The following is a 12,436-nucleotide window of genomic DNA, read 5'->3' as shown; positions in this document are numbered from 1 at the left end:
TCAGCCCTTGCTGGTGGTGGTCGGGCTGGCCGGCTGCTGGTCGCCCGGCTGCCAGGACGGCTTGCGGCCGAACCACTTCTCGTAGGCCGCCGCGTAGGTGCCGTCGCCGGCCGAGGCCTTGATCGCGTCGTTGAGCACCTTGAGCAGCGCCGCGTTGCCCTTCTTCACGCCGAAGCCGTACTGCTCGTTGGTGTTGAACTCGGCGCTGACCTGCGTGTCCGGGTTCTTCTTGGCGTAGTCGTAGAGGATGCCGTTGTCGTTGATGGACGCGTCCACCTGGCCGGTCTTGACCGCCGCCTCCAGCAGTGCCGAGTCCTCGAAGGCGACCGCGGTGATGTTGCCGCCGTGCTTGGCGTTCCAGCCCTTGATGTAGTCCTCGCCGGTGGTGTCCGACTGCACGCCGACCTTCTTGCCGGCCAGGGCGTCGAGCGACTTGTAGTCGTTGCCGGTCTTGGTCAGCAGCGCCTGCGTGGCCTCGAAGTACGGGATGGTGAAGTCGAAGTTCTGGGCCCGCGTGGCGTTGATGGTGATCGCGCCGGCCACCACGTCGCACTGGCTGGAGTTCAGGTCCGCGCCGGACTTGATGCCGTCGAACGGCGTGTCGATCACCTGCTGCGGGACGTTCAGCTTCTTGGCCGCGAAGTCGACCACGTCCACGTCGAAGCCGACGACCTTGTCGCCGTCCTTGTACTGGAACGGCACGTACGGCAGGTGGGCGCAGGTGAGCAGCTTGCCCGACTGGACCAGTTGCACGCCGTCCGTGCCGGGTCCGGACGTGCTGGTCGACTCGACGCACCCGCCGGCGACCATCGCGACGGCGACCGCCGGGATCACGGTCCACACTTTGAGGCGGGTCACAGTCCCACCTCGCTGGCGCTCGGCGAGTCTGCGACCAAGGCCACTGTGTCCAATGGTGCCCTCGCAAGCTCGGTCACAAGCTCTCCCTCGTCCGGAGTAGTGGTGACCGGCATCCTGCCACCGGACGGGCCCGCTGCCCACTTGACCGGACGAGGGCCCACCATCCGGAATACGGTCGGGGGCCATGAGGGGAATCGCGATACTCGCCGCTGCCGGCCTGCTCCTGGGCGGCGCGGCCACAGCGCAGGCGGCGCCCGCCGCCGTGGCGCACGAGCAGTTCACTTTCCAGTTCGGCGACTTCGCCGGGGGCGGCCAACTGGACTATCCGACCGACGTCCGGCATGCGCCGGTGGTTGTGCTCATCCCGGGGTCCGGGCCGGAGAACCGCGACGCCAACGTGCTCGGCAAGTCGCACATCTTCGCCGACATCTCGGCCGCGCTCACCGCGCGGGGCTTCGCGGTGATGCGGTACGACAAGCGGTACGTCCACGCCGACGGCACGGTCGACTACCAGGACTTCTACACGAAGCTGGACCTGCCCAAGATGCTCGACGACGCCGGTACGGTGCTCGCCGCGGCCGAGGCCGACCAGCACGTCGACAAGCACCGGGTGTTCCTCTACGGCTGGAGCGAGGGCAGCACGATCGCCGCGGCGCTGGCGGTGAAGCACCCGGAGCTGGCCGGCGTCGCGTTCCAGGGGCCGGTGACCTCGGGGTGGCGGGACCTGTTCACCGACCAGGCCACCCGCGTCGCCCAGCCCTACCTGCGGACCTTCGGCCAGCAGCTCGCGCCGGCCGACCTCCAGCGGGCCGCGCACGGCGGTGGCGGCCTGGTCGCCACCGAGTACATCGGGTTCGTGGCGCCGGGCTCGTACAACGGCACCGACTACACCGTCAGCCCGACCTTCGACACCAACGGCGACGGCAAGCTGGACGTGGACACCGAGTTCCTGCCGGGCCTGGAGAAGACGTTCGACGCGCAGTTCCAGCCGGGCGGCGTGTTCAACATCTACGCCCCGGGCCGCGCGCTGCCGTCGGTGCTGGACCAGGCCCGGGCGCTGTCCAAGTTCCCGACGCTGGTGCTACAGGGCGGGCGGGACGCCAACGTGCCGCCGACCGGCGCGTTCCGGCTGCACGCCGCCCTGCGCGGTGACCTGGACTTCTATCCGTCGCTGGGACATTCGCTGGGGCAGACGCCGTCGCTGTTCGCCGACGACTTCCAGCCCATCGACCAGCGGCCGCTGAACGATCTGGCCTGCTGGCTGCGGGCGCACAGCCGCTGACGTCGGGCCGGGTCGGGCACCGCTCGACCCGGCTCAGCTGTACGTCTGCGGATTGATCTCGGAGGTCTTGATCCCGCCGGCGCTGATCCCCCACTTGTCCAGGATCTGCTGGTACATGCCGTCCTCGATGAGCGCCTGCACCGCGCCCTGCACCGCCTTGGCCAGGTCGCCCTTGCTCTTGCCGACCGCGATCCCGTACGGGGCGGTGGCGAACGTGCCGCCGAGCTGCTCCAGCTGGCCACCGGCCTGCTTGATCGCGTACGCCACCGCCGGCGAGTCCGCCAGCATGGCGTCCGCCTGCTTGGACGTCAGCGCCTGCACCACGTCCGTCTGCGCCGGCAGCTCGGACACCGTGATCGGGAGCTTGCCGCTCTGGGTGCAGTTCGCCGAGCGGGCCGCCAGGTCCTGGTCCTGGGTGGTGCCCTTCTCCACGGCGACGGTGTGGCCGCACAGGCCGTCCAGGGCCAGGTCGGCCGGATTGCCCTTGAGCACCGCCATCGCGGTGCCGGCGGTGAAGTAGGTGACCAGGTCCACCGCCTGGAGGCGGTCGGTGTTCACGCTGATCGAGGACATCGCCAGCTCGTACTTGCCGGCGGACACGCCGGGCAGCAGCGTGTCGAAGGCGCCGGTCTGGAAGTCGGCGGTCAGGCCCAGCTGCTGGGCGATCGCGTTGCCGAGGTCGATGTCCATGCCGGCGGGTTTGCCGCTGTCCAGGAACTCGTTGGGCGCGTAGGTGGCGTCGGTACCGATGGTGAGCTTGCCGTCCTTGGCCACGTCCGGCGGCACCATCGCGCCCAGGGCTGTGCTGTCGGCCGCAGTTGTTGTCGAGACGCTGGCGCCACCCGCTGTGGTCCCGTTGCCGGCTGTGCCGCACCCGGCGGCGAGCAGCAGGACGATGGGCAGGGCCAGCACGGCTCTAGCACCAGGTCTGGACACGGCGGCCTCCGCTCACAATCGATTCCGCCGAATCGTGTCACCCGATCGAGCGAGTGACTAGGGCACAACGGTCACTTCTTGTTACGAGTCGCTGAGCCAAGTGGTGGAAAAGTTACCCAGCGTGATAGTTCGGACGTTTCGATCGACGACATCGGCCGCGGTCATCGATCCGGCCTGATGTGCCGAAAGCTGGTGGCGTACCGGCGCAGTCGCGCGCGCAGCGGGCCATCGGTGTTCGGAGTGATCGGCAGCCCGACCGAGCGGGCGACGGTTCGGCGACCTGCGCGACCGTCCGATCGTCGGTGGCGATGTGCGTCGCGAACGCCGCGTCGCCCAGCCGGGTCAGGCAGTCGTCGAGACGCGCCACGGCCCAGCTCCCGTGCTTCAGTCCCGGCCGAAGCCCGCGCCCGTTCAGTCGTCGCAGCACGGTCGTGGGCTCGGCGAGCAGGGCGAAGTGGTGCACCTCGTGACCGTCGTCGCGCAGTCGGCCGACTATGTCCGTGAAATAGCCGGCCTCCACCAACGTCATGGGGACGATGACCGGACCGTCATGGCTGCGCAGGGCCAAGTCCAGCATTTCGCGCACGCCACGCCGCCAGGCCGCGAGGTCCTGGAAGTCTCCGCGCAGGGCCGGCGGCAGCATGCGGTGCAGCGCGAAGCCGAGGTGCTCGGGGTCGGACACGATGCTGCCGGGAAGGCGACGGTGGAGTTCGTACGCCGTCGCGGTCTTTCCTCCCCCCGAACGGGCCGTTGATCCATATCAGCATCGGCGGGTCAGGATCCGTCCTGCCGCGCCGGGTTGTGGATCGGGGTGGCCAGCAGGCGGGCGACCAGGGCGGTCCATCCCGTCTGGTGGGTGGCGCCGAGGCCCTCGCCGGTGTCGCCGTCGAAGTACTCGCTGAACGCGATGTGCGGCCGCCACAGCGGCGAGTCCGTCGCCTCCACCCGCTTGCCGTCGCAGGGGCGGCTGCCGTCGGCGGTGGGCAGGAAGATGCTGACGAGGCGGCGGGCCAACTCGTCGGCGGCCTCGCCGGCGGTGACGGCGTGGCCCGAGCCGGTCGGCAGGTCCACATGGAACTGGCCGTCGTGGAAGTCGTCGACCTGGCGCAGGGCCTCCACCAGCATGGCGTTGGTGGGGAACCAGATCGGCCCGCGCCAGTTGGAGTTGCCGCCGAACATCGGGGTCATCGACTCGCCGGGCTCGTAGCCGATCATGTGGGCCTGGCCGGCGAACTGGACGTCGACGCCGTCGCGGTGGGCCGCGGACAGCGAGCGGATGCCGTGCGGGGACAGGAACTCCGCCTCGTCGAACATCCGGGACAGCACCCGCCGCAGCTTCTTGGCGTCCAACAGCGCCAGGCTGGCCCGACGCTCGTCGCCGACCTGCTGCCAGGTGATGAACTGGGCGAACTCGGGCTGCTTGCGCAGCAGGTAGTCCAGCCGGCTGGTGAATCCGTGCAGCTCGGCGAACACCCACGGCTCCAGCACGGCCTGCGCCAGCACGGGCATCAGCCCGACCATGGACCGCACCCGCACCGGCTCGGACTCCAGCGTGCCGTCGGGACGCCGCCGCGACACCAGGTCGTAGCAGAATCCGTCGTCCTCGTCCCACAGCCCGCGCGTGGTCGACCCGAAGTTGTTGAAGGCCCGCGCGATGTAGAGGAAGTGCTCGACGAACTTGGTGGCCACGTCCTCGTAGGACTCGTCCTCACGGGCCAGCTCGAGCGCGATCTGGAGCAGGTGCAGGCTGAACGCGGCCATCCACGACGTGGCGTCGGACTGCTCCAGCCGCCAGTCGCCCAGCATCGGCGTGGACCGGTTGACCGGGCCGATGTTGTCCATGCCGAGGAAGCCGCCCTCGAACAGGTCGCTGCCGTCGGCGTCCTTGCGGTTGACCCACCACGAGAAGTTCAGCAGCAGCTTGTGGAACACCTTGGACAGGAACTTGCGGTCCGGCGCCGCCTCCGCGCGGTACACCTGGAGCGCCGCCCATGCGTGCACAGGCGGGTTGGCGTCGCCGAAGTCCCATTCGTACGCCGGCAGCTGGCCATTGGGGTGCATCATCCACTCGCGGCAGAGCAGCAGCAGCTGCTCCTTGGCGAACGCCGGGTCCACCAGCGCGAACGGCACGGCCTGGAACGCCAGGTCCCACGCGGCGAACCAGGGGTACTCCCACTCGTCGGGCATGGAGATCACGTCGGCCACGTCGAAGTGCCGCCAGTGCACGTTGCGGCCGCCGATGCCTCGGCGCAGGTCGGGGGCCGGCGGCTGGGCCGGGTCGCCGGCCAGCCAGTCCCGCACCTTGAACCGGTAGTGCTGCTTGGTCCACATCAGACCGGCCAGCGACCGCCGCAGCACCTGCTTGCGCTCGGCGTCCAGCTCGGGCGCGATGCTCTCGTGGAACTCGTCGGCCTCCCGCCGGCGGTCCTGGACGGCGGTGTGGAAGGTGGCGCCGAAAGGGTCGACGTGGCCGTTGCCGGCGATGAGCCGCAGCCGCACGATCACTGTCTCGCCGGGCGCGACAGAGTCGAACCGGTACCACGCGGCCGCCTTGGTGCCCGGCCGGGACGCGCTGCCCTCGCCGATCACCTGGCAGGTGCCGGCCTCGCCGCGCACCACGTGCGCGTCGATGCCGCACTTGGTGTACCGGGTCTCGTTGCTGGCGCTGCCGAACAGCTCCACGTCGTTGGTCTCGTTGTCGGTGACCAGCAGCGTGGGCGCGCCGTCCATGTGCAGCGTGTACCGGCCCAGCGACGAGTGCTCCGCGACCACCACGCACCTGCCGTTGAGCCGGGTCGCCTCCAGCGCCGGCCGCCGGGCGTCCCGGCCCCACGCCCAGGTGTTGCGAAACCACAACTGCGGCAACAGATGCAGCGGCGCGGCGTCCGGGCCGTGGTTGGTCGCGGCGATCTCCACGCAGATGTCGCTCGGGCCGGCCTTCGCGTACGTGGTGACCACGTCGAAGAACCGGTTCTCGTCGAGCACCCCGGTGTCCGCGAGCTCCGGCTCGCGCGCCTGCCGACCGGCGGCGCGGGCCATGTCACGCAGCTTCTGGTACGGGAACTCGGCCTGCGGATAACGGTAGAGCACGCTCATCCACGAGTGCGTCGGCGTGCCGTCGAGGATCCACCAGTGCTCCTTGACGTCCTCGCCGTGGTTGCCCTCCTCGTTGGCCAGGCCGAACCACCGCTCCTTGAGGATCGGGTCCTTGCCGTTCCACAGCGCGAGCGCCAGGTTGAGGAAGCCGTGCCGGTCGCAGATGCCGGAGATGCCGTCCTCGCCCCACCGGTAGGCGCGCGAGCGGGCGTGGTCGAACGGGAAGAACGACCAGGCGTCGCCGCTGGCCGAGTAGTCCTCGCGAACCGTGCCCCACTGCCGGCCGGACAGGTACGGGCCCCAGTGCCGCCATGGGGCGTCCGTGTCGTCCGACTCGGCCAGTCGCGCCCACTCGATCTGCTCGCTCACCCCACCAGTGTGCGGCACCGCGACTGGCACTCGGCGGGTTGTCGGGGCGTCGCCTCGCCGACTTCGCGGCGACGGCCCGCGTGCGTCCTTTGTGACCTGCGGGAGCACGCGGGCCGGCGGCCGTCAAGTCAGTGCCGGGCGTGGGCGTCCAGCACCTTCGCGATCGCCACGGTGACCTTCTTCGCGTAGTCCAGGTGCAGCGACTCGTCCGGCACGTGGGCGTTGCTGCCCGGGCCGAGCGCGCCGGTGGCGACGAACTGCGCGTCCGGGTACAGACCGTTCAGCAGACCCATGAACGGGATGGAGCCGCCGACGCCGAGCGTCCGCCAGGGGCCGCCGAAGACGTCCTGACCGGCGGTGTCGAGCGCCTCCCGCAGCCACGGCGCGAGCTCCGGCGCGTTCCACCCGTCGGCGTGCTCCACCCGGCTGAGCTCCACGTGCGCGCCGTAGGGCACGTCGGTGGTCAGCGCCTTGGTGACGGCCTCCAGCGCGGCGGCGGAGTCGGCGGTCGGCGGCAGCCGGAAGCTGAGCACGAGGGTGGTGTACGGCCGCAGCACGTTTCCGGCGTCGGCCGGCGCGGGCAGCCCCTCGGCGCCGATGATCGACAGCGTCGGGCCCCAGGTGTTGTTGAGCACCTGCTCGACCTCGTCGCCGGTGACCGGCGCGACGCCGGGCAGGAACGGAATGCCGGCGCTGGCGAAGCCGGGCGCGGTGGCGACGCTCTCGCGGATCTCGGCCTGCCGGCCGGCCGGCACGTCCACGTGCATCTCGGCGATCTTGATGCGGCCGGTGGCGGAGTCCTCGATGCGGTCCAGCAGCTGCCGGGCCACCCGGAACGAGCTGGGCACGATGCCGCTGACCATGCCGGAGTGCTGGCCGAAGTCCAGCACCTTCACGGTCAGGGTCACCTGCACCATGCCGCGCAGGGACGTGGTCAGCCACATCCGGTCGTAGTCGGCGGCACCGGAGTCCAGGCACACCACCAGCGTCACCCGGCCGAGCCGGTCGGCCAGGTGCCGGACGTAGGGCTCCAGGTCGGGACTGCCGGACTCCTCGGCGGCCTCCAGCATCAGCACGCATCGGCCGTGCGCGCCGCCGTTGGCCCGCAGGGCCTCGATGGCGGCGGTGGCGGCGTACCCGGCGTAGCCGTCGTCGGCGGCCCCGCGCCCGAACAGGCGGCCGTCCCGGATGACCGGCGTCCACGCGTCCAGGCCGTCGGCCCAGCCGCCGACCGGCGGCTGCTTGTCCAGGTGGCCGTAGAGCAGCGCGGTGCCGGCATCCTCGTGACCGGGCGTGGCGGGGATGTCGACCAGCAGCAGCGGGGTGCGCTCGGGCAGCTGGACGACCTCGAGCTCGGCGCCCGGCAGACCGCGGTCGGCGATCCAGGACTTCACGTGCGCGACGGCGGCGGCGAGGTGGCCGTTGGCGGCCCAGGCCGGGTCGAAGGCCGGCGACACCGCGGGGATCGCGACGAACTCGGAGAGGCTGGGCAGGACGGCGTCGTCCCACAGCCCGTTGACGGTGGTGGTCAGTGCTGTTGGCTCCACCCGGCCGATACTAGGAGGCCGACCGACCGATCGGTTCGGAGTGGCGGCGGCCGGTGCTCGGCGCGTGCGGCATGACCCGTACCTCGTAGGTCTCGCACTCGTGACAGCCGCTGCACACGCACTTGCGGCGCTCCAGCGTGGCCGAGTCGGTCTGCGTCACCGCGATCGTGGTGTAGCTGTGTTCCCCCAGCTTGCAGCCGCACTCGGTGACGGCGGAGATCAGCGTGGTCGGGAAGTCGCGCTTCTGGAACGGATACTCACTGCCGTCGATCCGGCTGGTGAGCTTGGTGATGATCGGCATTAGCGGCCCTTCGGCAGGTCTGGCTGCGCGGGTTGTACCCCTCGCACTCGCCGGCCGCCTCTCCCCAGGTCCCGACGAATCCCCCAAGATCACTATAGCGAGCCGGCTGCGACACCGTGGACACGGTGGGCGACGAGTACTGGGCCGGTGTCGCCGGGTACTGCGGGCCGGTCGCCGGTTAGCCTGGGCCGGTCCGGTGTTTCCGCAGTTCACAGTGGTGCAGGTGGTCACGCTTGGTTGACTTCGGTGTGGTGACGCTCACCGGTTCGGGTGAGCGCGTGTCAGGATGGAAGGGAGTTCCGTCAGTGTCGACGGACCACCGTTCCGCCTCACCGGGTCGGCGGTGGCCGGCGACGGAGCCGGATCCGGTCCGCCACAAGCGGCCGGTCGGCGTCGTAGACGAGGAGAAGGCGCAATGTCGTCCCCAGAACGATGGTCGCAACCGCAGCCGTCGGGAGCCCCAGCCGCCACCGCGGCGCAGCCCACGGCGGAACAGGTGATCGCCGGGTTGCGGGCCACCAGCGAGGGTGGCCCGGAGTTGGTCCAGCTGCTCACACCCGAGGGTGAGCGCGTCGACCACCCGGACTTCCACCTCGACATCACGCCCGAGGAGCTGCGCGGCCTGTACCGGGACATGGTCCTGGTCCGCCGTGCCGACCGGGAGGCGAACGCGCTCCAGCGGCAGGGCCAGCTGGGCCTGTGGGTGCCGCTGCTGGGCCAGGAGGCCGCGCAGATCGGCGCCGGCCGCGCGCTGCGGCCCACCGACATGGCCTTCCCCAGTTACCGCGAGCACGGCGTGGCCTGGTGCCGCGGGGTTCACCCGAACGAGATCGTGGGCATGTTCCGCGGCGTCGACCACGGTGCCTGGGACCCGGTGGAGCGGCGCTTCCACCCCTACACGATCGTGATCGGCAACCAGTGCCTGAACGCGGCCGGCTACGCCATGGGCCAGCGCTTCGACGGCAAGGTCGGCGACGACAACGGGGAGGCCACCATGGTCTTCTTCGGCGACGGCGCGACCAGCCAGGGCGACGTGCACGAGGCGTTCGTGTGGGCCGCGGTCTACGACGCGCCGCTGGTGTTCTTCTGCCAGAACAACCAGTGGGCCATCTCCGAGCCGACCGAGCGGCAGAGTCGGCTCCCGCTGTACCAGCGGGCCCGCGGCTACGGCTTCCCCGGCATCCGGGTCGACGGCAACGACGTGCTGGCCACGCTGGCCGTGGCCCGCTGGGCCCTGGAGGAGTGCCGGCACGGCAACGGCCCGGTGTTGATCGAGGCGTTCACCTATCGGATGGACTCCCACACCACCTCGGACGACGCCACCCGCTACCGGCTGTCCACCGAGGTCGAGGAGTGGAAGCTCAAGGACCCGATCGAGCGGGTGAAGGCGCACCTGAGCCGCAACGGCTTCGCCGACCACGACTTCTTCGACGGCGTCGAGGCCGAGGCCGACGAGCTGGCGGCGGTGCTGCGCGAGCACTGCGTGAACCTGCCGGAACCGCCCCCGGGCCGGATGTTCGACAACGTGTACGCCGAGCCCAGCCCCGCGCTGCGGGCCCAGCAGGACGAGTACGAGACCTACCTCGCCGGGTTCGCCGGAGGTGAGCACTGATGGCCGCGCCGACCATGGACCGCTCGACGGACACGCCGTCCGCCGCGCCGCAGAAGATCACCATGATCAAGGGCCTGAACCAGGCCCTGCGCGCCACGATGGAGGCCGATCCCAAGGTCATCGTGATGGGTGAGGACGTCGGCAAGCTCGGCGGCGTCTTCCGCGTCACCGACGGGCTCCAGAAGGACTTCGGCGAACAGCGCGTGCTGGACACGCCGCTGTCCGAGTCCGGCATCATCGGCACCGCGATCGGCCTGGCCATCCGCGGCTACCGGCCGGTCTGCGAGATCCAGTTCGACGGCTTCATCTTCCCCGGCTTCGACCAGATCGTCAGCCAGCTGGCCAAGCTGCACTACCGGACCCAGGGCCGGATCAAGCTGCCGATCGTGGTGCGGGTGCCCTTCGGCGGCGGCATCGGCGCGGTGGAGCACCACTCCGAGTCCCCGGAGTCGTACTTCGCGCACACCGCCGGCCTGAAGGTGGTCGCCTGCTCCAACCCGGTGGACGCGCACTGGATGCTGCGCCAGGCCATCGAGTGCGACGACCCGGTGCTGTTCTTCGAGCCCAAGCGCCGCTACCACGAGAAGGCCGAGCTCGACCCGTCGATCGCCCCGCAGCCGCTGTTCAGCTCGCGGGTCGTCCGCAAGGGGTCGACCGCGACCATCGCCACGTACGGCCCGATGGTCAAGACCAGCCTCGACGCGGCCACCGCCGGCGCCGAGGACGGCCTCGACCTGGAGGTCATCGACCTGCGCTCGCTGTCGCCGCTGGACCTGGCCCCGGTCTACGAGTCGGTGCGGCGCACCGGCCGGCTGATCGTGGTCAGCGAGGCGCCCAGCGAGGCATCGATCACCGGCGAGATCGCCGCCAAGGTCCAGCAGGAGTGCTTCTACTCGCTGGAGGCGCCCGTGCTGCGGGTGACCGGCTTCGACACCCCGTACCCGCCGGCCAAGTTGGAGGAGAACTTCCTGCCCGACCTGGACCGGGTGCTGGCCGCCGTCGACCGTTCGCTGGCCTGGTAGGGGGATCGCGTCACCATGCCGCAGTTCAAGGACTTCCCCCTGCCCGACGTCGGCGAGGGGCTGGTCGAGGCGGAGATCCTCACCTGGCACGTCAAGCCGGGCGACGCGGTCACCGTCAACCAGATCATCGTGGAGATCGAGACCGCCAAGGCCGCGGTCGAGCTGCCCTGCCCGTTCGCGGGCGTGGTCAGCGAGCTGCTGGTCGAGCCGGGCAGGACGGTCGACGTCGGCACGCCGATCATCGTCATCGACACCGACCCGAACGGGGAGGCCGCGCCGGTCAACGGCTCGGTCGAGCCGGAGCGGGTGCCCAACCTGGTCGGCTACGGCGTCAAGCAGGTCGCGGCCAAGCGCCGTGCCCGCGTCGGGTCACCGGCGGCCGTGCCCGCGTCGGCCGCCGTGTCCGCGGCGACAGCCCCGGCCACGGTCGTGCCGACGCCGCCGGTCATCGCCCCGGAGCCGGCACCCGTGGTGGCCGCCGGCGGCTACGTGCCGCTGGCCAAGCCGCCGGTTCGCAAGCTGGCCAAGGAGCTTGGCATCGACCTGGGCGCGTTGGCCGGCAGCGGGCCGGGCGGCGTGATCACCCGGGACGACGTGGAGCAGGCCGCCACCCCGGTCGCCGCCGCTCCGGCCGTCGCCCAGCGGGGCGAGCGCCGGGTGCCGATCAAGGGCGTGCGCAAGGCGACCGCCCAGGCCATGGTCGACAGCGCGTTCACGGCGCCGCACGTCACCGAGTTCCTCACCATCGACGTCACGCCGATGATGGAGCTGCGGGCGAAGCTCAAGGACAGCCCGGAGTTCCGGGGCGTCAAGCTGACCCCGCTGGTGTTCGCAGCCAAGGCGGTGTGCCTCGCGGTGCGCCGCACGCCGGACGTGAACGCCACCTGGGACGCCGCCGCGAACGAGATCGTCTACAAGGACTACGTGCACCTGGGCATCGCGGCCGCCACGCCGCGCGGCCTGGTGGTGCCCAAGGTCCGCGACGCCGACCAGCTGTCGCTGCGCGGCCTGGCCGAGGCGCTGGACCAGCTCACCGTGACCGCGCGGGACGGCAAGACCACTCCCGCGGACATGCTGAACGGCACCATCACCATCACCAACGTCGGCGTGTTCGGCGTGGACACCGGCACGCCGATCATCAACCCCGGCGAGTCGGCGATCCTCGCGTTCGGCGCGATCCGGGACATGCCGTGGGTGGTGGACGGCCAGGTGGTGCCGCGCAAGGTGTGCCAGCTGGCGCTGAGCTTCGACCACCGGGTGGTCGACGGCCAGCAAGGCTCGCAGTTCCTGGCCGACGTCGGCGCGCTGCTGGCCGACCCGGCGGTGGCGATCACCTACTGATTCACAGGTCTGAACCAATTCGGACCCGTTCCGCGTAAGCGCTCTCACGAGGGTGCTTACGCGGAACGGGAG

The 12,436-nt window shown here is 70.7% G+C and carries 10 protein-coding genes; 4 read left to right on the top strand and 6 right to left on the bottom strand.

Features of this window, described 5'->3' with window-relative positions:
- Positions 1-858, bottom strand: a complete 858-nt coding sequence (locus BCF44_RS12080; protein WP_246014976.1) for an ABC transporter substrate-binding protein — start codon at positions 856-858, stop codon at positions 1-3.
- A gap of 184 nt (positions 859-1,042) precedes the next feature.
- On the opposite strand from BCF44_RS12080, the gene BCF44_RS12075 reads away from it, so the two are divergent.
- Positions 1,043-2,140 (top strand): alpha/beta hydrolase family protein, encoded by a 1,098-nt coding sequence (locus BCF44_RS12075; RefSeq protein WP_116174348.1) that lies wholly within the window; start codon positions 1,043-1,045, stop codon positions 2,138-2,140.
- Between the two features lie 33 nt (positions 2,141-2,173).
- On the opposite strand, the gene BCF44_RS12070 is transcribed toward BCF44_RS12075, so the two are convergent.
- The 5 genes from BCF44_RS12070 to BCF44_RS12050 form a co-directional block, all read right to left on the bottom strand.
- Positions 2,174-3,076: an ABC transporter substrate-binding protein gene (locus BCF44_RS12070; RefSeq protein ID WP_116174347.1), complete on the bottom strand. Its 903-nt coding sequence runs from the start codon at positions 3,074-3,076 to the stop codon at positions 2,174-2,176.
- Positions 3,077-3,188: 112 nt separating this feature from the next.
- Positions 3,189-3,758 (bottom strand): ATP-binding protein, encoded by a 570-nt coding sequence (locus BCF44_RS12065; RefSeq protein WP_246014975.1) that lies wholly within the window; start codon positions 3,756-3,758, stop codon positions 3,189-3,191.
- 92 nt (positions 3,759-3,850) lie between these two features.
- Positions 3,851-6,541: an MGH1-like glycoside hydrolase domain-containing protein gene (locus BCF44_RS12060; RefSeq protein WP_246014974.1), complete on the bottom strand. Its 2,691-nt coding sequence runs from the start codon at positions 6,539-6,541 to the stop codon at positions 3,851-3,853.
- A gap of 128 nt (positions 6,542-6,669) precedes the next feature.
- The gene (locus BCF44_RS12055) at positions 6,670-8,097 is read right to left on the bottom strand and encodes a M20/M25/M40 family metallo-hydrolase (protein WP_116174346.1); all 1,428 of its coding nucleotides are present in this window, start codon (positions 8,095-8,097) and stop codon (positions 6,670-6,672) included.
- A gap of 1 nt (position 8,098) precedes the next feature.
- Positions 8,099-8,389, bottom strand: coding sequence for a hypothetical protein (locus BCF44_RS12050; protein ID WP_116174345.1), 291 nt, complete (start codon positions 8,387-8,389; stop codon positions 8,099-8,101).
- A 415-nt stretch (positions 8,390-8,804) separates the two neighbouring features.
- Here BCF44_RS12050 and pdhA point away from each other — a divergent pair, with 415 nt between their 5' ends.
- The 3 genes from pdhA to BCF44_RS12035 are packed head-to-tail and all read left to right on the top strand — an operon-like array spanning position 8,805 to position 12,364.
- Complete coding sequence (gene pdhA, locus BCF44_RS12045) at positions 8,805-10,001, top strand: pyruvate dehydrogenase (acetyl-transferring) E1 component subunit alpha (protein WP_116174344.1); 1,197 nt, start codon at positions 8,805-8,807, stop codon at positions 9,999-10,001.
- Positions 10,001-11,023, top strand: coding sequence for an alpha-ketoacid dehydrogenase subunit beta (locus BCF44_RS12040; RefSeq protein ID WP_116174343.1), 1,023 nt, complete (start codon positions 10,001-10,003; stop codon positions 11,021-11,023). Before pdhA ends, BCF44_RS12040 begins: the two co-directional genes overlap by 1 nt.
- Positions 11,024-11,038: 15 nt before the next feature.
- Complete coding sequence (locus BCF44_RS12035; protein ID WP_116174342.1) at positions 11,039-12,364, top strand: dihydrolipoamide acetyltransferase family protein; 1,326 nt, start codon at positions 11,039-11,041, stop codon at positions 12,362-12,364.
- Positions 12,365-12,436 lie beyond the last annotated feature (72 nt).

This window comes from Kutzneria buriramensis (assembly GCF_003387475.1).
GTDB classification, from domain to species: domain Bacteria; phylum Actinomycetota; class Actinomycetes; order Mycobacteriales; family Pseudonocardiaceae; genus Kutzneria; species Kutzneria buriramensis.
The sequence above is the reverse complement of the archived record's forward strand: the minus strand, read 5'-3'. Positions and strand labels throughout refer to the sequence as shown.

Bases quoted from the DNA above. Each gene is read 5' to 3' on its own strand.
- BCF44_RS12075 (WP_116174348.1), top strand. From the start codon at position 1,043: ATGAGGGGAATCGCGATACTCGCCGCTGCCGGCCTGCTCCTGGGCGGC.
- BCF44_RS12035 (WP_116174342.1), top strand. From the start codon at position 11,039: ATGCCGCAGTTCAAGGACTTCCCCCTGCCCGACGTCGGCGAGGGGCTG.
- pdhA (WP_116174344.1), top strand. From the start codon at position 8,805: ATGTCGTCCCCAGAACGATGGTCGCAACCGCAGCCGTCGGGAGCCCCA.
- BCF44_RS12040 (WP_116174343.1), top strand. From the start codon at position 10,001: ATGGCCGCGCCGACCATGGACCGCTCGACGGACACGCCGTCCGCCGCG.
- BCF44_RS12050 (WP_116174345.1), bottom strand. From the start codon at position 8,389: ATGCCGATCATCACCAAGCTCACCAGCCGGATCGACGGCAGTGAGTAT.